The following is a 22,447-nucleotide window of genomic DNA, read 5'->3' as shown; positions in this document are numbered from 1 at the left end:
TACCCTCGAAGACGCGGGCGGTCGACGCCGGCACCGGTCAGGGGGAGGGCGCGAGATGGCAGACCAGACACAGCCGTGGGCGGAGCGGACCGTGGAGGTGTCACCGCAGCCGGGTGTCGGGGTGCCGCCCCAGCGCGACGCCTTCCGCCGGGGCGTGGCCTCCGTCGGGCAGCCGCGCACCCCGCGTACCGAGCAGTTCTCCACCGTCCACCCCGGGGAGCACGACGGTCTCTGGTCCGACGGCCCGCAGGCCCGCCGCCCGCTGAGCTGGCATCTGGCGCAGCTGCGGGTCGGCGGCGAGTGGAGCGCCGCCGGCGGCCTGTTCGCGTTCGTCTGCTGGGGCATCTGGGCGATCTCCGGGCGCGGCAACCTCGGCGCGCCCGTGCTCACCTTCGTGCTGAGCCTGCTGGTGGCCGTCGGGCTGTTCGGGCTGTCCCGGCTGCTCGGCCGCGTGGTCCTGGAGCGGCAGTTGGGGCGCGTCCGGCGCAGCGCCCGCGGCGCCCACCTCGTGACGGCGGTGTTCCTGGTCGGCCTGGGGGTCGCCTACCTCCGGCAGACCGAGTGGGTGATGTCCGCCTGGAACTGGGTCACGGGCGGCTGACCCGGCCGGCACCGGCGGGCGGCGGGGCGTGCCCCAGCCGCCCGCCCGCGCGTCGCGGTCCGCCGCGACGCCGGTCGTTCCCCCGCCGGTCGGCGCCGGCTTACCCGGCCGGCGGGAGTTCATCCGCGCCGGGAGGGCGGCCGGGTCAGTGGCTTCCGCCGTGTCCCTCGGCGTCCGCCCTGGGCGAGGCCACCCGCGCCCGCGGGTCCTCGACGCCGGGCTCCCCGCCGTCCGGGGCCACCATGCCGTCGTAGTTGTAGACCGTCCCGTCCGCGCCGTGCTCCTTCGTGGTCCGGACGTCGGAAAACGGGTGGCGGGCGGCGTCACGACCGCGCGAAGCGGTACAGGACGAAGTCCTTCTCCGCCGCGCAGAGGATCACGCTGGTGTTCCACGAGCACGACTCGCCGCGGACGTCCAGCAGCTCGCCCAACTCGTCCGGCTTCTGGGAGTCGACGGCCATCCCGGCCACGCTGCGGTCGGCCTCGCCGCCGCCGAGCGGGTCGGCGAAGACCAGCAGGTTGCCCCCGTCGAGCCGGACGGCCACCCCGGGGCGGTCGGCCAGCACCGCCCGCCCCTCCGGGTCGAACAGCGTCGACGCCGGCTCCGGGTACGTCCGCCGGGCGAGCAGGTGCTCGCCCACCGGGACCAGCTCCTTGGCCCCCGGCGCCGTCCAGTGCTTCGCCTTGCCGTCCCCGGTGACCGCCACCACCTCGGCCCGGTCCGCCTCGCCGGACGGCACCTCCAGCAGGCACGCCCGGTCCTCGCCGCAGGCCACCAGCGCCTCCGGCCGCCGCCGGTCGTCCGGCGCGGTGTGCAGGATCACCGGCTCGCCCACCCGGGTCAGGTCGTACGCGAGCAGCCGGTACTGGCCGCCGGAGTCGTCGACCACGTACATCCGGTCGTCCCGGGCGGCGACCAGGTCGTCTCGGTCGGCGACGGAGCGCCAGGTACGCACGACCGAGCCGCCGGTCATGTCGATCAGCCGCGCCGAGCGGTCCGCGCCGAGCTGCACCAGCCGGTCCGCCTCGCCGCGCCAGGGGTCGCGGGGCGTCCCGTCCGTGTACGCCGGGCCGCCCGCGCTCTCCTCGCTGCCCACCCGCAGTACGGTGCTGCGGGCGTCGCCGGACTCGGTCCGCGGGTTGTCGATCGGTTTCCAGGCGGGCTCGCCGTCGCGCAGGCGCAGCCCGACCAGCCGGTCGCCGGCCCGCTCCACGAGCACCGCCACGTCCCGGCCGAAAATCACCTTGTCGTCGCCGGTGATCGTCCGCCGCCACCGCAGCTCCCCGGAGCCGGCGTCGCGCAGCTCCAGCTCGCGCGGGGTGTCCGAGCCGATCGCGCCGGCGAACACCGCCACGGCGCCGGGCACGGCCACGATCCCGTCCCACTGCTCCGCCGGCTGGGCGGTCTGCTTCCGCCACCGCTGCGCCCCGGTGTTCGCGTCGACCGCCACGATCTCCAGGCGGTCGTCGGGCAGCGGGTACGCCACGTACCCGGCGTCGCCGAGCACCGCGGTGAACGCCTCCGTCGGGCGCTCGTCGCCGGCCCTGATGCGCTTGACCTCGTCGAGGTCGAACTCCAGGGCCGGATAGGGGTCCCGGGTAAGCCACAGCGCGGCCCCGCCGCCCACCCCGAGGAGCGCGGCGACGGCGGCGACGGTGATCCAGAGCGCGCGCCCGCCCCGCAGCGGCCCGGCCGGCGGTGGGGCGGGCGTACCCGAGACGGGTGGGCCCGAGACCGGCGGGCCGGAGATCGGCTGGCCCCAGGGACCCGCCGGCGGGCCGGCGGGCGACAGCGGGACCCCCGGCGCGCCGTCGAGCCGGGTGGGCGGCAGGCCGCCGGCCGGCACGGTCGGCGACGCGCCGCCGGGGCCCGGCGCGCCCGGCAGGGTGGGCGGGACGCCTCCGGCAGTCGGCACGGTGGGCGGGACGCCTCCGGCAGTCGGCACGGTGGGCGGTACGCCTCCGGGGGTCGGCACGGTGGGCGGTACGCCTCCGGGGGTCGGCCCGGCCGGCGCGGGCGGCGGCGCGGGGCCGGGCGGGGCGTCGGCAGGTCCGTCAGCGCCCCCTCGGCCACCGGCAGCTCCGGCTGCTCCAGCACGGTCGGCGCGATGCCCAGCTCGGCGTGCAGCAGCCGGGCCACCAGCGGCATCCGGGTCGGCCCGCCGACCAGGAACAGCCCCGCCAGCTGCTCCGGGGTGAGGCCGGCGGCGGCGACGACCTTCCGGGTCTCCTCCACCGCCCGGCGCAGCAGCGGCGCGGCCACCCGCTCCAGGTCCTCTCGGGTCAGCCGGACCACCGCCTGCGACCGGGGGACGACGACGGGCGCCACCGTCGCCCGGGACAGCATCTCCCGGGCCTCGCGGACGCCCTCCCAGAGCTGGTGGCGGTCGCGCCACTGCCCCGCGTCGGCGGGGTCGGTCAGGCGCTCCCAGTCCGCCGGGTGCGTAGCGGCCACCAGCTCGCCCAGCCGCCCGACCAGCGCCGCGTCCAGGTCGAGGCCGCCCAGGTCGGGCGCGCCGCCGGCGGCGGTCACCGTGAAGCCCGAATCGCCCCACGGGTCCGCGCCCTCGTTGCGCAGCACCGCCACGTCGAGCGTGCCGCCGCCGAGGTCGAACACGGCGATCGAGCCGCCGACGGGCACCGGCCGCCGCAGCACCTGCGTGTAGTAGCGGGCGGCGGCGACCGGCTCGCGCAGTAACCGGGTCCCGGGCGGGGTGGGGCCGGAGAGGGTGTGCTCCGCCGCCTGCGGCCAGCCCGCCCGCAGCAGCGCGTCGAACAGGACCTGACGCCGGGCGGCGTCCCACGACGCCGGGCAGGTCACGACCGCCGGGGGCAGGAAACCGACCGCGGCGACCGCCGCCTGCCCCACCGCGTGCAGGACCGCCGCCAGCAGGTCGGCGGGGACGTACTCGCGGTCGCCCAACCGTACGGCCGGGTCGTCGATGCGGCGTTTCGGGTTCGGCTCGTACCGGCCCGGGTCGGCCTGCGCCAGCCGCCGCGCGTCCCGCCCGACGTGCAGCCGGCCGTCGGCGTCGGCGTAGACACCGGAGGGGAGCACCGGCTGGCCGTCGACCAGCAGCGGGCGGGTCCGGCCGTCCGGCCAGCGCAGCACCGCCACCGTGTTCGACGTGCCGAGGTCCACGCCGAGGGCGTACCCCTCGTGCTGACCTGCCATCTGCCGCTACCTCCGGGTACGAGGGGATCCCGGCCCCGCATCGTACGCAGGCGCGACACCCGGCCTCCCGCCGCCGCCCGGGTGGGGGCGGCGCGTGGGGGCGGCACGCGGTACGGTCGGCGCGTGGTCCGGGTGGAGGCTCTCGCGGCGGCGTACGCCCGCTGGGCCACGCCTGCCCTGCCGCTCTACGGCGACGACCACGAGCGGGCCGACTTCGCTCCCTGACGCGCACGAGCACCGACGCGTCCACCCCCACCCTGTCGCACCGGGAGCGATGATCCATGTCCGCTGTCAGTTCCTCCGTCGGCGCCTCGGCCGTCCTGCGGGCACCGCAGGTCCCGCGGGTGCTCGTGGCCAGCCAGGTCGGCCGGCTGCCGCTGGCCTCCGGGCCGCTCGCGCTGCTGCTGTTCGGCCGCCAGTCCCTCAGCCTCACCGCCGCCGGCCTCCTCGTCGCCGCGTACACGGCGGCGATGGCCCTGGGCGCGCCCGTGCTCGCCCGCACCGTGGACCGCTGGCGCCAACCGCCCGTGCTGTGGGGCTCCGCGGTGCTGTCCGGCCTCGGCTTCCTGGCCGTCGCGGCCAGCGGCGGCGAGCTCGCCCTCGCCGTACCCGGAGCCGCCGCGGCCGGGCTCGGCACGCCGCCGCTGGAGGCATGCCTGCGGGCCCTCTGGCCGGACCTGCTGCCCCGGGCCACCGTCCCCGCCGCGTACGCGCTGGACGTCGCCCTACAGGAGGTGATCTTCGTGGCGGGCCCACCGGTCACGCTCGCCACGGTGGCCCTCGCCGGCCCGGCGGCCGGCCTGGTCGCCGCCGCCGTCCTCCAGCTCGCCGGCACCGCCGTCTTCGCGCTCACCCCGGCCGTACGCGCCTGGCGCGGGGAGCCGGCGCCCGGCACTGGGCCGGCCCGCTGCGCGCCGGCCGGTTCACCGCGATGCTCGCCGGGGTCGTCTGCGTCGGGGCGGCGATCGGCAGCCTCCCGGTGGCCGTCACCGCGTACGCCGAGGCGGCCGGCGCCCGCGCGCTCAGCGGCTGGCTGCTCGCGGCGCAGGCCGGCGGCGCCCTGGTCGGCGGCCTGCTCTACACGCGGGCCGGCGCCGGCGGCCGGGGCCGGCTCCCGCTGCTCACCGCCGCCTTCGCCGCCGGCTTCCTGCCGCTGCTGGCGCTGCCCGGCCCGCCGTGGATGGCGCTGCTGCTGGCCGTCGCCGGGTTCGCGCTGCCCCCGGTGCTGACCGCCGTGTTCACCGCCGCCGACCGGCTCGCCCCGCCCGGCACGATCGCGGAGGCGTTCGCCTGGGTGATCACCGCCTTCACCGTGGGCAGCGCCGCCGGGGCGGCGCTCACCGGCCCGGTCGCGCAGTTCCGGTACGGCTTCGTGCCCGCCCCCGTCGCCGGGCTGGCCGCGGTCGCCGTCATGACGGCGGTCGCCCTCCGCCGGCCTAGTCGCCGAAGTCGACGCCGGTGAGGCTCACGCCACGGTACGCGGCGAGGCGCTCGGCCTGCTCGGCGACCGCGTCGCGGGTCGCCGGGTCCAGCCTGCGCCAGGGCCGGACGGCGACCGTGAACGCGCGGCCGGACTTGCGGGGCCGCCAGGTGCCGACCAACTCCCCGTCGACCAGGACGGCGCCGGGACGGCCCAGCACCGGCCACAGCTCCTTGGCGAGGGCCGCGTCCGGCATCAGCGTGGACCGGTCCTTGGCCTGGAGGAACAGGTCGAACGGGCCGAGCAGCCGGCAACCCTCGGCGTCGGCCGAGGCCAGGGCCCGCTCGTCGCCGGCCAGCAACCAGCGCGGCTCGCCGTCGACAGCCACCTCCACGGCGTCCGCGGGCCAGCGCGCCTGCACGTCCTTCACCGGCGCGTCGAGGTAGTCGGCGACGTGCTTGGGCGTGGCCGGACCGAGCAGGCGCAGGTACGCCCGGATCAGGTCGAACCGGTCGTCCGGGGTCGCCGCCTTCCGGAACCCGGGGATGCGTTCCAGCACCGGCGGTGAGGTGCCGAGCCGCAGTTCCAGCCCGGCCCGCACGGCGGCGAGCCGGAACGGCATCTCGTACAGGTGGGTGGCCTTGCAGGGCCGGCACGATCGCAGGTACGGCTCGGGCAGCGCCTCGGCCAGGCGGCCCGAGACCTCCCCTTGACGGTGGGCCGGGTGACGATGGCCCGCATCCGGGAGGCCACCTCGTCCAGGGCCGCCAGGTTGCCGATGCCGGCCGCCTTCAACGGCTTGGCCGCGTCGTAGATGCGCTTGCCCGCGTCGGCGTCCGAGTACGGCTCCACCGCGGCCGCCACCGCGCCCGCGTCGGACCGGCGGTACAGGTGCGGCGCCCCGCGCACCGTCCACAGCAGCAGCAACGCCTCGGCCGGCAGCGCCGCCACGTCGACGCCACGCAGGGCGAGCGCCCACCTGGCCCCGTCCGGGCCGGTGTCCTGCACGCCGATGTCCAGGATCGCGGTGTCGTCGAGCCCGCCCCGCGCGCGATCCAACTGCTGGGCCCGGAACCGGAAGCTCATCACCTGCCGTCGGTCGACCATTCCCCGACCCTAGACGCGGCGGCTCTGCCCTGGTTGGCGGCGTCTCAGGGGACACCGGGCGAACTACCCTGACGGCCGTGACCACCATCGAGAACCTTGAGCGCGACGTCTGGCCGGATCCCGGCCCGGACGCCTCCTCCCTGGTGCGGCGGTGCAACGAACTGCGACGCAAGCCGCTGGCGGCGTTCACGGTCGAGGACCTGCGCGTCATGCTCGGGCAGGAGATCGGCGTGCCGGCCCTGCTGCCGATCGCGGTGCGGGTCCTGCTCCGCGACCCCCTGGCCGAGGGCGACCACTACCCGGGCGACCTGCTCTCCAACGTGCTGCGGCTACCCGACTCCGCCTGGTCGGGCCTACGGGCGGAGCGGAAGCGACTCGCGTCCGTGCTGACCGAGCTTGTCGCCCGTCCTCCGTTCTCCGACCCTGGTCTGAGGCCCCGGGACCCGGACCGACAGCTTCGCGACGCCATGCTCCGGTTCCTCGGTCAATGAGATCGCCTCGTCGCCCCCGGATCGAGGACCAGGCCTTGACCCCGGGGCGGCGCGCCGCGGAGGTGGGCGGCCCGGGGATGGCACCGCCGCAGGCCCGGCGGATATGGCCTCTGACCTGGGCCGGAGTGGTGTGGAGCGGGCGACGGGAATCGAACCCGCACCGTCAGTTTGGAAGACTGAAGCTCTGCCATTGAGCTACGCCCGCGTGCGCCCCGCCGTACGGGCGCGCGCCGACAGCCTACCCGGTGTCCGGCCCGGCCGCGCAGCCCCATACCGCGCGACGCGGCCGAGCCGGGGTGATCCCCTCCGTGTCGCCGACATGGGGGCATCGGGGCGGCTCGGACACCGCCATGTCGCCACCACGGAGTCGATCACGAAGCCGCGTGAGCCCGGCGGAGGCAGCATGGGCGTTTTGTCTGGGGCGGCGCGTTGTGGGACGCCCCGGCACTCCTGCTGGAGCTCGACGGCATACACTTCTGGTCGCCACGGGGTGTGGCGCAGCTTGGTAGCGCACTCGCTTTGGGAGCGAGGGGCCGTGGGTTCAAATCCCGCCACCCCGACTGTCGTCCGCGGCCGGGCCGCCCAGGGTCGCCGCCGTCCTCGCGCGGCCCCCCGGGCGCTGCCGGGGCCTCGCGCCGGCTCGCCTACACTCGATGGGCTGAATCACGCCCAGACTCAACTGAGATCCGTCAAGGAGTACGCCTGTGAAGAGCACCGTCGAGACTCTGAGCCCGACGCGCGTGCGGCTCGCCATCGAGGTGCCGTTCGTCGAGCTCGAGCCGAGCCTCAAGAAGGCGTACCGGGAGATCGGCCAGCAGGTCCAGGTTCCCGGCTTCCGCCGGGGCAAGGTGCCGCCCGCGGTCATCGACCAGCGCGTCGGCCGGGGCACCGTCCTCAACGAGGCGGTGCAGGAGGCCATCCCGCAGAACATCCTCGCCGCGGTCCGCGAGCACGACCTGAAGACCCTCGGTCGCCCCGAGGTCGAGATCACCGAGTTCGCCGACGGGGACTCGCTGAACTTCACCGCCGAGGTCGACGTCCGGCCCGAGATCACCCTGCCCGACCTGAGCAGCGTCGAGGTCACGGTCGACGAGCTCAAGGTCGACGACAGCGAGATCGACGAGCAGGTGAAGAACCTGCGCGAGCGGTTCGCCACCCTGAAGACCGTCGAGCGGGCCGCGCAGGAGGGCGACTACGTCCAGATCGACCTGAACGCCACGGTCGACGGTGAGGACGTCCCCGGCGGTTCGGCGGCGAACATCTCGCACGAGGTCGGCAGCAAGCAGCTCCTGCCGGGGCTGGACGAGGCCCTCGTCGGCCTCGCCGCCGGCGAGAGCACCACCTTCACCACCCAGCTCGTGGGCGGCGACTTCGCCGGCCGGGACGCCGAGGTGGCAGTGACCGTCCGCACGGTCAAGGAGAAGGAGCTGCCGGAGCTCGACGACGACTTCGCCCAGATGGCGAGCGAGTTCGACACCATCGAGGAGCTGCGCAACGACCTGCGCGAGCGGGTCACCCGGGGCAAGCGGGTCGAGCAGATCTACGCCGCCCGGGACAAGGCCCTCGAGCAGCTCGTCGAGGCCGCCTCGGTGCCGGCGCCGGAGGGCGTCGTCCGCGAGGAGGTCGAGAGCCGCAAGCAGGCCATGGTCGACCAGCTCGAGCGCATCGGCGCCTCCCTGGAGGAGTACCTCGCCGCCGAGGAGAAGACCGAGGAGCAGATCGACGCCGAGCTGAACGAGGCGGCGACCGAGGGCGTCAAGATCCAGCTGCTGCTGGACACCCTGGCCGACGCCGAGGACGTCCAGGTCTCCGACGACGAGTTCGGCCACGAGATCGTCCACCGCGCCCAGCGCGCCGGGATGGCGCCGCAGCAGTACTACGACCAGCTCGTCCGCTCCGGCGCGGCAGCCGCCGTCTTCGGCGACGTGCGGCGCGGCAAGGCGCTCGCCTCGGTGATGGAGCGCATCAAGATCAAGGACGCGGCCGGCAACGAGGTGAGCCTCGACGCGATCCGCGCGGAGGGCGCCGAGGAGCACGACCACGATCACGAGCACTGACGCCTCGGGCGAGGCCGCCGCCCACCGGTCCCGGTGGGCGGCGGCCGAATCCCTTTTCCGGGTACGTCTTCCGAGTGGTGCGCTGTCAGCGAACAGTGCCCCGACCGGGACTCTGCGACCCGCCTGAGCGGTTAGTGTCGGGTAGGACGGTACGGAGAGCGAAGGGCTGCCATGACCGACATGCACATCCCATCGAAGCCCCTCAGGGCGATCGACGCCCGCGGTGGCGACAACATTGGCAACCTCGACGACTCGGTATACAACCGGTTGCTCAAGGAGCGGATCATCTTCCTGGGCAGCGAGGTGAACGACCAGGTGGCCAACCGCATCTGCGCGCAGCTGCTGCTGCTCGCGGCGGAGGACCCGGACCGGGACATCTTCCTCTGGATCAACTCGCCGGGCGGCTCGGTCTACTCGGGCATGGCGATCTACGACACGATGCAGTACATCGACAACGACGTTTCCACCGTGGCGATGGGCATGGCGGCCTCCATGGGGCAGCTGCTGCTCTGCGCGGGCACCAAGGGCAAGCGGTACGCCCTCCCGCACGCGCGGATCATGATGCACCAGCCGTCGGGCGGCATGGGCGGCACGGCGTCCGACATCGCCATCCAGGCGGAGCAGATGCTCTACACCAAGCGCATGTTCCAGGAGCGGGTGGCCTTCCACACCGGCCAGGACCAGGCCCAGATCGAGGCGGACTCGGATCGCGACCGCTGGTTCACCGCCCAGGAGGCCATGGACTACGGCTTCATCGACAAGGTGATCACCGGAGCCGCCCAGGTTCCGGAAGGCGCCGGGACCCTGAGCTGACCGAGGAGCTGACGATGACCGACCTGAGCCTGCCGCCCCAGTTCGGGGCCGTGCACAACCGCTACGTCCTGCCGTCGTTCGTCGAGCGCACGTCGTACGGGGTCAAGGAGTCCAACCCGTACAACAAGCTCTTCGAGGACCGGATCATCTTCCTCGGCGTCCAGGTGGACGACGCGTCGGCCAACGACGTGATGGCGCAGCTGCTGACGCTCGAGGGCACCGACCCGGACCGCGACATCATCATGTACATCAACTCGCCGGGCGGCTCGTTCACCGCCATGACGGCGATCTACGACACCATGCAGTACGTCCGGCCGGACATCATGACGGTCTGCCTGGGCCAGGCGGCCAGCGCGGCCGCCGTGCTGCTCGCCGCCGGCACCCCCGGCAAGCGGATGGCGCTGCCGAACTCCCGGATCATCATCCACCAGCCGGCCACCGAGGGCGGCTACGGGCAGGGCTCGGACATCGAGATCCAGGCCCGGGAGATCCTGCGGATGCGCACGCAGCTGGAGGAGATGCTCTCCCGGCACTGCAACCAGCCGGTCGACAAGGTCCGCAAGGACATCGACCGGGACAAGATTATGACGGCGGAGGAGGCCCGCGAGTACGGGCTGGTCGACACCATCCTCACCAGCCGCAAGAAGGGCCTCCTGGCGGCCAACGCCGCCAGCTGAGCCGTACCGGGTCGGAGGGGTCGGTCGGGGCGTCGTTCCCGGCCGGCCTCCTGACACACCCGTTTTGGGGGTCGGAGAAACCCCCGCCAGCGGGTAACGTCGGGTCTGTACCGCCGTGCCGGGTCGGCCCGACGGGGTGAACGGAGACGGGCGGAGCACAGCATCCGCAGGTCATGGCCGGTGTCCCGGCCGATGAGCGCAGGGAGAACGTAGGTGGCACGGATCGGTGACGGCGGCGACCTACTGAAGTGCTCCTTCTGCGGCAAGTCGCAGAAGCAGGTCAAGAAACTCATTGCGGGTCCCGGCGTCTACATCTGCGACGAGTGCATCGATCTTTGTAACGAGATCATCGAAGAGGAGCTGGCCGAGTCCGGCGAGGTGAAGTGGGAAGAGCTTCCCAAGCCGATGGAGATCTGCCAGTTCCTCGACAACTACGTCGTGGGTCAGGACCAGGCCAAGAAGGCCCTCGCCGTCGCGGTCTACAACCACTACAAGCGCATCCAGGCCGAGGCGGCCGGCGCGCCGGGCTCCGGCAGCGACACCGTCGAGCTGGCCAAGTCCAACATCCTGCTGCTGGGCCCGACCGGGTGTGGCAAGACCCACCTGGCGCAGACCCTGGCGCGGATGCTCAACGTCCCGTTCGCCATCGCCGACGCCACCGCGCTCACCGAGGCCGGCTACGTGGGCGAGGACGTGGAGAACATCCTCCTCAAGCTGATCCAGGCCGCGGACTACGACATCAAGCGCGCCGAGACCGGCATCATCTACATCGACGAGGTCGACAAGATCGCCCGCAAGTCGGAGAATCCGTCGATCACCCGGGACGTGTCCGGCGAGGGCGTCCAGCAGGCCCTGCTCAAGATGCTGGAAGGCACGGTGGCCAACGTGCCGCCGCAGGGCGGGCGCAAACACCCGCACCAGGAGTTCATCCAGATCGACACCACGAACGTGCTGTTCATCTGCGGCGGCGCCTTCGCGGGGCTCGACCAGATCATCGAGGCCCGCACCGGGCACGGCGGCACCGGCTTCGGCGCGCGGCTCCGGTCGGTCTCCGAGCGGTCGACCGACGACATCTTCAGCCAGGTCATGCCAGAGGACATGCTCAAGTTCGGGCTGATCCCGGAGTTCATCGGCCGGCTCCCCGTGATCACCAACGTCCGCAGCCTCGACCGGGCGGCCCTGGTGCGGATCCTCACCGAGCCACGCAACGCGCTGGTCAAGCAGTACCAGCGCCTCTTCGAGCTGGACGGCGTCGAGCTGGAGTTCGAGCAGGCGGCGCTGGAGGCCATCGCCGACCAGGCCATGCTGCGCGGCACCGGCGCCCGGGGCCTTCGCGCGATCATGGAAGAGGTCCTGCTCTCCGTGATGTACGAGGTGCCGAGCAACCCCGACGCCGCCCGGGTGCTGATCACGCGCGAGGTCGTGCTGGAGAACGTCAACCCGACCATCGTGCCGCGCGAGTTCACGGGCCGCCGGGCGCGCCGGGACCGTGAGGAGAAGTCCGCCTGACCCGTCGATCGGGCGGTCCCGCCGGCGGCGGACCGCCGCGGGCTTCCGGTCCGCCGAGAGCCGTCAAGGCTGTCGCCGCGCCACTTCCGCCCGTACGCTGATCTCATGCGCGTCGCTGTCTGTCAGCTCAACGCCCGCGACGACCGGGCCGCCAACCTTGCGGCCGCGGAGGCCCTGCTGGTCCGCGCCGCCGAGGCCGGGGCCGACCTGGCGGTCCTCCCGGAGTACGTCGACTACCTCGGCACCGCCGACCGGATGCCCGCGCCCGAGACCGTCGACGGCACGGTTGGGCGGTTCTTCGCCGAGGTCGCCCGCCGGCTCGGCATCTGGGTCATCGCGGGATCGTTCCACGAGCAGGGTCCGGACCCCGAGCACACCTGGAACACGTCGCTGGTCTTCGACCGTTCCGGTGCGCTGGCGGCCAGCTATCGCAAGATCCACCTGTACGACGTGGAGATCCCCGGCCGGGTTTCCTACCTCGAGTCGGCGACGGTCGCACCCGGCGAGAGGCCGGTGGTGGTCGACGTCGAGGGCCTCCGGGTCGGCCTCTCGATCTGCTACGACCTCCGCTTCCCGGAGCTGTACCGCCAACTGGCGACCGACGGGGGCGCGCAGCTGCTGGTGGTGCCGGCGGCGTTCATGCTGCACACCGGGCGCGACCACTGGGAGGTACTGCTGCGGGCGCGGGCCATCGAGAACCAGTGTTTCGTCGCGGCGGCCGGCCAGATCGGCGACCACGAGCCGGCGCGTACGTGTTTCGGTCGCAGCATGATCGTCGACCCGTGGGGGACGATCCTCGGCCAGGTGCCGGACGGCCCGGGCCTGACCGTCGTCGACCTGGACCTCGACCGGCTCCGGACCATCCGCGCCGAGGTGCCCAGCCTGGCCAACCGCCGCCTCTGACGCTCCGGCGCCGGCCGCTCTGGTCGTCCGGGTGGATCCGTCACCGATTGGCCGGGTCGGGCGTGCTGCCCGACGGAGCGGTCAGCCCTGCAACAGGACCCCGATCATCGTCAGGCCGGCGATCGCGGCGGCCGTGACGAGGAGCGCCGTGGTCATCCGGGACCGGCCGCGGTGAGCCAGCCGGCGGAGCGAGACCAGGATGACGACCAGCACGACGGCACCGATGACCAGCTGCCAGAACGGCAGCAGCAGTCCGAGCAGCGCTTCCTCGGCGAGCGTGGTCGCCGGGAACGGCGAGGCGTCATCCATGTCAGACACTCTGACACGACCGGCGCCGACGTGTGGGCGAGCGGATGGACGGCGGGCGCGGAAGCCGTCGGCGCAATCCAGCGACAGCCACCGATTTGCCTTCTGCGGGACGTCCGCGTAACTTTCTCTCTGCACGCGGGAGGCAGGACAAACCGGCCGAGAGCGGGTGCCAGGCTCGTGGCGGACACGCCGAGCGAGGCTGGGGATCTGGGCGGTGCGAAAGTTCTCCGGTGAGACGGAGTTGCGATCGCGAAGCCGACCAGCTAGAGTTCTGAAGCCGGCAGGAGCCGGGCGGATGGCCGCGAAGCGGCGATCGGCCGGTCTGCGGTTTCCCACGACAGAAACGACCGCCAAGTCTGGCGTGCGTCGCCGTGGGTCTCGTCTGAATCGACGCGAAGATCTCGGAAACGGGGTTGACGCGGGCGGGCGGATGGATAGGTTGCCCCAAACGGGGTCCGCAGGTCGGGCTTCTGGTTGGTGTGTGGTTGTTCTTTGAGAACTCAACAGGGTGCTTGATAAGCCAGTGCCAATTATGATTTACCCCCGCGCTGGTCGAGCTTTGGTTCGGCTGGTGTGGATTCCTTTGGCAACATTTTTGTTGTCAGGATGATTTTCCAAGTTTTTGTTGGAGAGTTTGATCCTGGCTCAGGACGAACGCTGGCGGCGTGCTTAACACATGCAAGTCGAGCGGAAAGGCCCTTCGGGGTACTCGAGCGGCGAACGGGTGAGTAACACGTGAGCAACCTGCCCTAGGCTTTGGGATAACCCTCGGAAACGGGGGCTAATACCGAATATTACTGCTGGCCGCATGGCTGGTGGTGGAAAGTTTTTCGGCCTGGGATGGGCTCGCGGCCTATCAGCTTGTTGGTGGGGTGATGGCCTACCAAGGCGACGACGGGTAGCCGGCCTGAGAGGGCGACCGGCCACACTGGGACTGAGACACGGCCCAGACTCCTACGGGAGGCAGCAGTGGGGAATATTGCACAATGGGCGGAAGCCTGATGCAGCGACGCCGCGTGAGGGATGACGGCCTTCGGGTTGTAAACCTCTTTCAGCAGGGACGAAGCGCAAGTGACGGTACCTGCAGAAGAAGCGCCGGCCAACTACGTGCCAGCAGCCGCGGTAAGACGTAGGGCGCGAGCGTTGTCCGGATTTATTGGGCGTAAAGAGCTCGTAGGCGGCTTGTCGCGTCGACTGTGAAAACCCGCGGCTCAACTGCGGGCCTGCAGTCGATACGGGCAGGCTAGAGTTCGGTAGGGGAGACTGGAATTCCTGGTGTAGCGGTGAAATGCGCAGATATCAGGAGGAACACCGGTGGCGAAGGCGGGTCTCTGGGCCGATACTGACGCTGAGGAGCGAAAGCGTGGGGAGCGAACAGGATTAGATACCCTGGTAGTCCACGCTGTAAACGTTGGGCGCTAGGTGTGGGGGGCCTCTCCGGTTCCCTGTGCCGCAGCTAACGCATTAAGCGCCCCGCCTGGGGAGTACGGCCGCAAGGCTAAAACTCAAAGGAATTGACGGGGGCCCGCACAAGCGGCGGAGCATGCGGATTAATTCGATGCAACGCGAAGAACCTTACCTGGGTTTGACATCGCCGGAAATCCTCCAGAGATGGGGGGTCCTTCGGGGCCGGTGACAGGTGGTGCATGGCTGTCGTCAGCTCGTGTCGTGAGATGTTGGGTTAAGTCCCGCAACGAGCGCAACCCTCGTTCGATGTTGCCAGCGCGTTATGGCGGGGACTCATCGAAGACTGCCGGGGTCAACTCGGAGGAAGGTGGGGATGACGTCAAGTCATCATGCCCCTTATGTCCAGGGCTTCACGCATGCTACAATGGCCGGTACAATGGGCTGCGATACCGTGAGGTGGAGCGAATCCCAAAAAGCCGGTCTCAGTTCGGATCGGGGTCTGCAACTCGACCCCGTGAAGTCGGAGTCGCTAGTAATCGCAGATCAGCAACGCTGCGGTGAATACGTTCCCGGGCCTTGTACACACCGCCCGTCACGTCACGAAAGTCGGCAACACCCGAAGCCGGTGGCCCAACCCGTAAGGGAGGGAGCCGTCGAAGGTGGGGCTGGCGATTGGGACGAAGTCGTAACAAGGTAGCCGTACCGGAAGGTGCGGCTGGATCACCTCCTTTCTAAGGAGCACCATCCGTCGAAGGACGGTATGGAGCCAGCGACCTGCGAATGTCGGGTCGGGGTGCTCGATGGCGGAGACACTGGTGAGTTCGATCCTGGCAACGGCTACGACGCCTGGTACGGCCACTTCGGTGGTGTGGAACGGTTGGTTGTGGTGCGGCTGGGGAGGATGGATAGCACCCTGTTGGGTCCTGAAGGAACAACCGTGGGTTGTTTCTTTCGGAGCCTTGGCCAGGACGTGAGTTCTGGGGGCTGCCAGGCATGGCCTGGTCTCGCATACCGTCGACGTGTGTCGGGCTGGTGTGGGGCTGTGGGTTGTGGGTTGGTCGTTTGTTGAGAATTGCACAGTGGACGCGAGCATCTTTGTGGTCAAGTTGTCAAGGGCGAACGGTGGATGCCTTGGCACCAGGAGCCGATGAAGGACGTGGGAGGCCGCGATAGGCCTGGGGGAGCTGTCAACCGAGCTGTGATCCCAGGGTGTCCGAATGGGGAAACCTGGCATCAGTCATGTGATGTCACCTGCACCTGAACACATAGGGTGTATGGGGGGAACGCGGGGAAGTGAAACATCTCAGTACCCGTAGGAAGAGAAAACAACATGTGATTCCGTGAGTAGTGGCGAGCGAAAGCGGATGTAGGCTAAACCGGTTGCGTGTGATACCTGTCAGGGGTTGCGTGGTCGGGGTTGTGGGACCCTGCGAGGTGGGCTGACAACCACCTGAGGAGTTACAAAGCCAGTTGCTAGCCGAACAGTCTGGGAAGGCTGACCGTAGGCGGTGAGAGTCCGGTAGGTGAAAGTGGCTGGTCTTCTGTGGGTGTTCCCGAGTAGCGGCGGACTCCTGTAATCTGCCGTGAATCTGCCAGGACCACCTGGTAAGCCTAAATACTTCCTGGTGACCGATAGCGGACGAGTACCGTGAGGGAATGGTGAAAAGTACCCCGGGAGGGGAGTGAAATAGTACCTGAAACCGTTCGCCTACAATCCGTCGGAGCCTTGCGGGGTGACGGCGTGCCTTTTGAAGAATGAGCCTGCGAGTTAGTGGCATGTGGCGAGGTTAACCCGTGTGGGGGAGCCGTAGCGAAAGCGAGTCTGAATAGGGCGTTTGAGTCGCATGCTCTAGACCCGAAGCGGAGTGATCTAGCCATGGGCAGGCTGAAGCGCGGGTAAGACCGCGTGGAGGGCCGAACCCACCAACGTTGAAAAGTTGGGGGATGACCTGTGGTTAGGGGTGAAAGGCCAATCAAACTCCGTGATAGCTGGTTCTCCCCGAAATGCATTTAGGTGCAGCGTCGCGTGTTTCTTGCCGGAGGTAGAGCACTGGATGGTCTAGGGGGCCCACAAGCTTACCGAAATCAGCCAAACTCCGAATGCCGGTAAGTGAGAGCGCGGCAGTGAGACTGCGGGGGATAAGCTTCGTAGTCGAGAGGGAAACAGCCCAGATCACCAGCTAAGGCCCCTAAGCGTGTGCTAAGTGGAAAAGGATGTGGGGTCGCATAGACAACCAGGAGGTTGGCTTAGAAGCAGCCACCCTTTAAAGAGTGCGTAATAGCTCACTGGTCAAGTGGTTCCGCGCCGACAATGTAGCGGGGCTCAAGCACACCGCCGAAGCTGTGGCATTCACATTTTTACTTCGCCAGGTCTTGATATCTGGTGCAGGTGTGTGGATGGGTAGGGGAGCGTCGTGCCGGGGGTGAAGCGACGGGGTGACCTAGTCGTGGACGCGGCACGAGTGAGAATGCAGGCATGAGTAGCGAATGAAGGGTGAGAAACCCTTCCGCCGGATGACCAAGGGTTCCAGGGCCAGGCTAATCCGCCCTGGGTGAGTCGGGACCTAAGGCGAGGCCGAGAGGCGTAGTCGATGGACAACGGGTTGATATTCCCGTACCCGCGAAAGAGCGTCCCTGATGAACCTTGCTGTGCTAACCACCCAAGCCATCCAAGACCTTCGGGTTGAGGGTGGGGAGCGTGGGATCCTGGTGGGTAGTAGTCAAGCGATGGGGTGACGCAGGAAGGTAGCTGAGCCCGGCCGGTGGTTGTGCCGGGGTAAGCGTGTAGGCCGTGCTGTAGGCAAATCCGCAGCACATGTGGGCTGAGACGTGATGCCGAGCCGATTCAGGTGAAGTCAGTGATCCTATGCTGCCGAGAAAAGCCTCTAGCGAGTTCTGAGCGGCCCGTACCCCAAACCGACACAGGTGGTCAGGTAGAGAATACCGAGGCGATCGGGCGAACTGTGGTTAAGGAACTCGGCAAATTGCCCCCGTAACTTAGGGAGAAGGGGGGCCGGAGACGTGAAGCCCCTTGCGGGTGGAGCGTTGTATGGCCGCAGAGAGCAGGGGGAAGCGACTGTTTACTAAAAACACAGGTCCATGCGAAGAAGTAATTCGATGTATATGGACTGACGCCTGCCCGGTGCTGGAACGTTAAGGGGACCTGTTAGCTCCTTTTGGGGCGAAGCGGAGAACTTAAGCGCCAGTAAACGGCGGTGGTAACTATAACCATCCTAAGGTAGCGAAATTCCTTGTCGGGTAAGTTCCGACCTGCACGAATGGCGTAACGACTTCCCCACTGTCTCAACCACAGGCCCGGCGAAATTGCATTACGAGTAAAGATGCTCGTTACGCGCGGCAGGACGGAAAGACCCCGGGACCTTTACTATAGCTTGACATTGGTATCTGAATTAGCTTGTGTAGGATAGGTGGGAGCCGGTGAAGTCCATACGCCAGTATGGGTGGAGGCATTGTTGAAATACCACTCTGGTTGATTTGGGTATCTAACTTCGGACCGTTATCCGGTTCAGGGACAGTGTCTGGTGGGTAGTTTAACTGGGGCGGTTGCCTCCTAAAGGGTAACGGAGGCGCCCAAAGGTTCCCTCAGCCTGGTTGGCAATCAGGTGTTGAGTGCAAGTGCACAAGGGAGCTTGACTGTGAGACTGACGGGTCGAGCAGGGACGAAAGTCGGGACTAGTGATCCGGCACTGGCATGTGGAAGCGGTGTCGCTCAACGGATAAAAGGTACCCCGGGGATAACAGGCTGATCTTCCCCAAGAGTCCATATCGACGGGATGGTTTGGCACCTCGATGTCGGCTCGTCGCATCCTGGGGCTGTAGCAGGTCCCAAGGGTTGGGCTGTTCGCCCATTAAAGCGGTACGCGAGCTGGGTTTAGAACGTCGTGAGACAGTTCGGTCCCTATCCGCCGTGCGCGTAGGATACTTGAGAAGGGCTGTCCCTAGTACGAGAGGACCGGGACGGACGAACCTCTGGTGTGCCAGTTGTCCCGCCAGGGGCACGGCTGGTTGGCTACGTTCGGAAGGGATAACCGCTGAAAGCATCTAAGCGGGAAGCCTGCTTCAAGATGAGGTATCCCACCCCTCTTTGAGGGGGTAAGGCCCCCAGCTAGACGACTGGGTTGATAGGCCGGAGATGTAAGCTCGGTAACGGGTTGAGTTGACCGGTACTAATAGGCCGAGGACTTGATTATCAAAGGTGCTACGCGTCCACTGTGTGATTCCCGACAAGCGAACAGCAGACCATGTTTTTGGTGTTGTTTGATATGTCGATAGTGTTACGGCGGTCATGGCGGAGGGGAAACGCCCGGTTACATTCCGAACCCGGAAGCTAAGCCCTCCAGCGCCGATGGTACTGCACTCGGGAGGGTGTGGGAGAGTAGGACACCGCCGGACATTCTTTCGTTCAGGGCCACCCCATCCGGGGTGGCCCTGAACGCATTTCCACCCCATTTTTGGGAGAGCGGAACAGGGCCGCCCGCCGCGGCGGCGGACGGCCCGATCGAATGGCGCGCGGGGTGGAGCGGCGGGCGGCCTCAGGAGCGCGTCTGGATGCCCTCGCGGAGCTGGCGCATCAGCTCGCCGGCGGCGTCCACGGGGCGGCCGGGAAACATGGCCATCGCGACGCTGCCGTGGTCCGCCCAGCCGCAGATGGCGAAGTCGCCCCCGTCGCCGCTCGTCGTCCCGCACTTCATCACGCCGCCGAACCGGCCGGCCGGAACCTCCCGCACCCCCATCACCCTGCCCGTCTCGTCGGCCATCAGGCCGAACAGCGTGTCCAGGTCGCGCTCCGGCTGCCACAGCAGGGTGGTGCCGCCGAAGATGAGCACCGAACGCTTCTCGTCCGCGGGGTCCCTGTACACGGTGCCGAAGCTGCGGTCCAGGTCGATGTCGGCGGCCAGGCCGTCGCGCAGGTAGTCCGCGGTGCTCCGGGCCCGCTCGCTGTCGTCCCGCTGGAGGCCGGCGACCGTGTCCGGTGCGGCGAGGCGCGCGTCCTTCTGCCGGGCCACCTGCCATCCGGCGGCGCCGAGCGCTCCCGTGCCGGCGAGGCCGGCCACCAGGAGCACCCCCAGGACGACCTTACGGCGGCGGGACCAGGGACGGCGTCGGCCCTCTTCCCCGGGGTCCCGGTTGCTGAGCTGGATCGGCTCCTCGGTGAGGTCCACCGGCTCCGGCTCGTGGGCGAGCGACCGCCCGGTGAGATGCGCGTCGGACATAGCCGACACCGTACGCGAAGGACCGGTGGCGCACGCCGGGTCCGCCGAAGCGCTCCGTAGACTTTCAGGGTGACCGAGAGACTGGATGCCCGACGCCCCGACGCCCCGACCCTTGCCGGCCAGTACCAGCCCGGCGAGGTAGAGCAGCGACGGTACGAGCAGTGGGTAGCCGCCGGCCACTTCCGGGCGTCGGCGGAGAGCGACAAGCCCCCCTTCGCCATCGTCATCCCACCGCCGAACGTCACCGGTTCGCTGCACATGGGCCACGCCCTCGACCACACCGTCCAGGACGCACTGGTGCGGCGTAAGCGGATGCAGGGGTACGAGGCGCTCTGGCTGCCCGGCATGGACCACGCCGGCATCGCCACCCAGAACGTGGTGGAGCGGCAGCTCGCCACCCAGGGACTGTCCCGCCACGACCTGGGCCGGGAGAAGTTCATCGAGCGGGTGTGGCAGTGGAAGGCCGAGTCCGGCGGCGCGATCCTCGGCCAGATGCGCCGGCTCGGCGACGCGGTCGACTGGGACCGCGAGCGCTTCACCATGGACGCGGGCCTGTCCCGGGCCGTGCAGACGATGTTCAAGAAGCTGTACGACGACGGCCTGATCTACCGGGCGAACCGGATCATCAACTGGTGCCCGCGCTGTCTGACCGCCCTGTCCGACATCGAGGTGGAGCACAGCGACGACGACGGCGAGCTGATCTCCATCCGGTACAGCGACGAGGTGGTGGTGGCCACCACCCGCGCCGAGACGATGCTCGGCGACACCGCCGTCGCGGTGCACCCCGACGACGAGCGGTACCGGCACCTGATCGACACCGAGGTCGCCCTGCCGCTCACCGGCCGGCGCATCCCGATCGTCGCGGACGAGCACGTCGACCCGAGCTTCGGCACGGGCATGGTCAAGGTGACCCCGGCGCACGACCCGAACGACTTCGAGATCGGCCAGCGCCACGACCTGCCGGCCCTGACGATCATGGACGAGCGAGGCGTCATCACCGCGCCCGGCCCGTTCGAGGGACTGGACCGGTACGAGGCGCGGCCGGCGATCGTCGCCGCGCTGCGCGAGCAGGGGCTCATCGTGGCCGAGAAGCGGCCGTACGTGCACGCGGTGGGGCACTGCTCGCGGTGCAGGACGACCGTCGAGCCGCGGCTGTCGCTGCAGTGGTTCGTGCGGACCGGCCCGCTGGCCAGCGCGGCCGGGGACGCGGTCCGCGACGGCCGGGTGAAGATCGAGCCGGCCGAGCTGGCCAAGCGCTACTTCGCGTGGGTCGACAACATGCACGACTGGTGCATCTCCCGGCAGCTGTGGTGGGGTCACCGCATTCCCGTGTGGTACGGCCCGGACGGCGAGATCGTCTGCGTCGGGCCGGACGAGCAGCCGCCCGCCGGCGAGGGCTGGCACCAGGACGAGGACGTCCTGGACACCTGGTTCTCCAGCGGGCTGTGGCCGTTCTCCACCCTCGGCTGGCCGGAGCGGACCCCGGACCTGGCGAAGTTCTACCCGACCAGCGTCCTGGTCACCGGCTACGACATCCTCTTCTTCTGGGTCGCCCGGATGATGATGTTCGGCCTGTACGCGATGGACGGCGTCCAACCGTTCCACGTGGTCGCCCTGCACGGCATGGTGCGTGACGAGCACGGCAAGAAGATGTCCAAGTCGTTCGGCAACGTGGTCGACCCGCTGGACTGGATCGACCGGTTCGGCGCGGACGCCACCCGGTTCACCCTCGCCCGGGGCGCCAACCCGGGCCAGGACGTCCCGGTCAGCGAGGACTGGTGCCAGGGCTCCCGTAACTTCTGCAACAAGCTCTGGAACGCCACCCGGTTCGCGCTGATGAACGGCGCCCACACGGACGGGCCGCTGCCGGCGGCGGACCGGCTCTCGACCGTCGACCGGTGGATCCTGTCCCGGCTGGCGCACGTGACCGCCGAGGTGGACGAGCAGTTCGAGGCGTACGAGTTCGCCAAGGTCTGCGACCTGCTGTACCACTTCGCCTGGGACGACGTCTGCGACTGGTACGTGGAGCTGACCAAGCCGGTGCTCGCCGAGGGCGGCGCGGCGGCGGAGGTCACCCGGCGGGTGCTCGGGCACGTGCTGGATCAGCTGCTGCGGCTGCTGCACCCGGTGATCCCGTTCGTCACCGACGAGCTGTGGATCGCGCTCACCGGCGGGGAGACGGTGCTGACGGCCGCGTGGCCGGTCGCCGACCGTACGCTGGTCGACGACGCCGCGGAGGCCGAGGTCGGCACCGTCCAGCGGGTGGTGACCGAGATCCGGCGGTTCCGGTCGGACCAGGGGCTGCGCCCCACCCAGCGGGTCGCGGCGCGGCTCGACGGCCTGGCCGGCGCGGGCATCGCGGGCCACGAGCGGCTGATCCGTTCGCTGGTGCGGCTGGACGAGGCCGGCGACGACTTCCAGGCCAGCGCCACCCTCGCCATGCCCGGCGCGGTCGGCGTCGCCCTGGACACCCGGGGGTCGATCGACGTGGCCGCCGAGCGGGCCCGGCTGACCAAGGACCGCGCGGCGGCCGAGAAGGAGGTCGCCCAGGCCCGGGCCAAGCTCGACAACCCGGCGTTCGTCGGGAAGGCCCCCGAGCCGGTGGTGGCCAAGATCCGTGACCGGCTCGCGACCGCCGAGGCCGACCTGATCCGCATCGACGCCGCACTGGAGGCGCTGCCCTCGTGACCGACCGCACCGACCGCACCGAGTTCGCCGCCGTCGACGCCGAGTTGGCGGCGCGC

The 22,447-nt window shown here is 69.6% G+C and carries 13 protein-coding genes, 2 tRNA genes, 3 rRNA genes and 2 pseudogenes; 14 read left to right on the top strand and 6 right to left on the bottom strand.

Features of this window, described 5'->3' with window-relative positions; all coding sequences use genetic code 11:
• The first annotated feature begins 55 nt into the window (after positions 1-55).
• A complete protein-coding gene (locus JD77_RS05245) occupies positions 56-601 on the top strand; it encodes a hypothetical protein (RefSeq protein WP_145773279.1) in 546 nt (181 codons plus the stop codon).
• A 1,240-nt stretch (positions 602-1,841) separates the two neighbouring features.
• Here the strand turns inward: JD77_RS05245 and JD77_RS05240 are convergent.
• Complete coding sequence (locus JD77_RS05240) at positions 1,842-3,776, bottom strand: Hsp70 family protein (protein WP_246140531.1); 1,935 nt, start codon at positions 3,774-3,776, stop codon at positions 1,842-1,844.
• Between the two features lie 281 nt (positions 3,777-4,057).
• On the opposite strand from JD77_RS05240, the pseudogene JD77_RS35410 reads away from it, so the two are divergent.
• Both JD77_RS35410 and JD77_RS33380 read left to right on the top strand, forming a co-directional pair.
• Positions 4,058-4,723, top strand: a pseudogene (locus JD77_RS35410) (MFS transporter); the annotation flags it as partial.
• Complete coding sequence (locus tag JD77_RS33380) at positions 4,708-5,238, top strand: hypothetical protein (RefSeq protein WP_246141371.1); 531 nt, start codon at positions 4,708-4,710, stop codon at positions 5,236-5,238. The pseudogene JD77_RS35410 and the gene JD77_RS33380, both read left to right, overlap by 16 nt.
• On the opposite strand, the gene JD77_RS35865 is transcribed toward JD77_RS33380, so the two are convergent.
• Both JD77_RS35865 and JD77_RS35860 read right to left on the bottom strand, forming a co-directional pair.
• On the bottom strand, positions 5,213-5,860 hold the full coding sequence (locus tag JD77_RS35865) for a DNA glycosylase AlkZ-like family protein (RefSeq protein WP_484213896.1): 648 nt from the start codon (positions 5,858-5,860) through the stop codon (positions 5,213-5,215). The two genes, JD77_RS33380 and JD77_RS35865, sit on opposite strands and share 26 nt — an antisense overlap.
• Positions 5,861-5,976: 116 nt before the next feature.
• Positions 5,977-6,282, bottom strand: a pseudogene (locus JD77_RS35860) (winged helix DNA-binding domain-containing protein); the annotation flags it as partial.
• A gap of 98 nt (positions 6,283-6,380) precedes the next feature.
• Here JD77_RS35860 and JD77_RS05225 point away from each other — a divergent pair.
• Positions 6,381-6,794, top strand: a complete 414-nt coding sequence (locus JD77_RS05225) for a contact-dependent growth inhibition system immunity protein (RefSeq protein WP_145773278.1) — start codon at positions 6,381-6,383, stop codon at positions 6,792-6,794.
• A 131-nt stretch (positions 6,795-6,925) separates the two neighbouring features.
• On the opposite strand, the gene JD77_RS05220 is transcribed toward JD77_RS05225, so the two are convergent.
• A tRNA-Gly gene (locus tag JD77_RS05220) sits at positions 6,926-6,999 on the bottom strand.
• A gap of 281 nt (positions 7,000-7,280) precedes the next feature.
• Here JD77_RS05220 and JD77_RS05215 point away from each other — a divergent pair.
• The 6 genes from JD77_RS05215 (at position 7,281) to JD77_RS05190 (ending at position 12,753) form a co-directional block, all read left to right on the top strand.
• A tRNA-Pro gene (locus JD77_RS05215) sits at positions 7,281-7,354 on the top strand.
• 144 nt (positions 7,355-7,498) lie between these two features.
• Positions 7,499-8,851: a trigger factor gene (tig, locus tag JD77_RS05210; protein WP_145773277.1), complete on the top strand. Its 1,353-nt coding sequence runs from the start codon at positions 7,499-7,501 to the stop codon at positions 8,849-8,851.
• Positions 8,852-9,022: 171 nt separating this feature from the next.
• Positions 9,023-9,664 carry an ATP-dependent Clp protease proteolytic subunit gene (locus JD77_RS05205; RefSeq protein WP_145773276.1) on the top strand — a complete coding sequence of 214 codons (642 nt, stop codon included), beginning with the start codon at positions 9,023-9,025 and terminating at the stop codon, positions 9,662-9,664.
• A gap of 14 nt (positions 9,665-9,678) precedes the next feature.
• Positions 9,679-10,341, top strand: coding sequence for an ATP-dependent Clp protease proteolytic subunit (locus tag JD77_RS05200; RefSeq protein WP_145773275.1), 663 nt, complete (start codon positions 9,679-9,681; stop codon positions 10,339-10,341).
• Positions 10,342-10,554: 213 nt separating this feature from the next.
• Positions 10,555-11,850: an ATP-dependent Clp protease ATP-binding subunit ClpX gene (gene clpX, locus JD77_RS05195; RefSeq protein ID WP_145773274.1), complete on the top strand. Its 1,296-nt coding sequence runs from the start codon at positions 10,555-10,557 to the stop codon at positions 11,848-11,850.
• A 105-nt stretch (positions 11,851-11,955) separates the two neighbouring features.
• The gene (locus tag JD77_RS05190; protein WP_145773273.1) at positions 11,956-12,753 is read left to right on the top strand and encodes a carbon-nitrogen hydrolase family protein; all 798 of its coding nucleotides are present in this window, start codon (positions 11,956-11,958) and stop codon (positions 12,751-12,753) included.
• 81 nt (positions 12,754-12,834) lie between these two features.
• Here the strand turns inward: JD77_RS05190 and JD77_RS05185 are convergent, their stop codons facing one another.
• On the bottom strand, positions 12,835-13,062 hold the full coding sequence (locus JD77_RS05185) for a hypothetical protein (protein ID WP_145773272.1): 228 nt from the start codon (positions 13,060-13,062) through the stop codon (positions 12,835-12,837).
• A 622-nt stretch (positions 13,063-13,684) separates the two neighbouring features.
• On the opposite strand from JD77_RS05185, the gene JD77_RS05180 reads away from it, so the two are divergent.
• From JD77_RS05180 to rrf, 3 genes are all read left to right on the top strand, one after another.
• Positions 13,685-15,200, top strand: a 16S ribosomal RNA gene (locus JD77_RS05180).
• 368 nt (positions 15,201-15,568) lie between these two features.
• A 23S ribosomal RNA gene (locus JD77_RS05175) occupies positions 15,569-18,680 on the top strand.
• A gap of 85 nt (positions 18,681-18,765) precedes the next feature.
• A 5S ribosomal RNA gene (rrf, locus tag JD77_RS05170) occupies positions 18,766-18,882 on the top strand.
• The 16S, 23S and 5S rRNA genes sit together here, the layout of an rRNA operon.
• 140 nt (positions 18,883-19,022) lie before the next feature.
• Here rrf and JD77_RS05165 read toward each other — a convergent pair.
• Positions 19,023-19,703 (bottom strand): hypothetical protein, encoded by a 681-nt coding sequence (locus JD77_RS05165; protein WP_145773271.1) that lies wholly within the window; start codon positions 19,701-19,703, stop codon positions 19,023-19,025.
• A gap of 69 nt (positions 19,704-19,772) precedes the next feature.
• Between JD77_RS05165 and JD77_RS05160 the strand changes: the two genes are divergently transcribed.
• The gene (locus tag JD77_RS05160; RefSeq protein ID WP_145773270.1) at positions 19,773-22,391 is read left to right on the top strand and encodes a valine--tRNA ligase; all 2,619 of its coding nucleotides are present in this window, start codon (positions 19,773-19,775) and stop codon (positions 22,389-22,391) included.
• Positions 22,392-22,447 lie beyond the last annotated feature (56 nt).

The organism is Micromonospora olivasterospora (assembly GCF_007830265.1).
Classification (GTDB): Bacteria; Actinomycetota; Actinomycetes; order Mycobacteriales; family Micromonosporaceae; genus Micromonospora; species Micromonospora olivasterospora.
This window is presented reverse-complemented; position numbering and strand designations above follow the sequence as displayed.

Coding starts and splice junctions, on each gene's coding strand:
- JD77_RS05245 (WP_145773279.1), top strand. CDS start 56: ATGGCAGACCAGACACAGCCGTGGGCGGAGCGGACCGTGGAGGTGTCA.
- JD77_RS05240 (WP_246140531.1), bottom strand. CDS start 3,776: ATGGCAGGTCAGCACGAGGGGTACGCCCTCGGCGTGGACCTCGGCACG.
- JD77_RS33380 (WP_246141371.1), top strand. CDS start 4,708: ATGCTCGCCGGGGTCGTCTGCGTCGGGGCGGCGATCGGCAGCCTCCCG.
- JD77_RS05205 (WP_145773276.1), top strand. CDS start 9,023: ATGACCGACATGCACATCCCATCGAAGCCCCTCAGGGCGATCGACGCC.
- JD77_RS05200 (WP_145773275.1), top strand. CDS start 9,679: ATGACCGACCTGAGCCTGCCGCCCCAGTTCGGGGCCGTGCACAACCGC.
- JD77_RS05190 (WP_145773273.1), top strand. CDS start 11,956: ATGCGCGTCGCTGTCTGTCAGCTCAACGCCCGCGACGACCGGGCCGCC.
- JD77_RS05185 (WP_145773272.1), bottom strand. CDS start 13,062: ATGGATGACGCCTCGCCGTTCCCGGCGACCACGCTCGCCGAGGAAGCG.
- JD77_RS05165 (WP_145773271.1), bottom strand. CDS start 19,703: ATGTCCGACGCGCATCTCACCGGGCGGTCGCTCGCCCACGAGCCGGAG.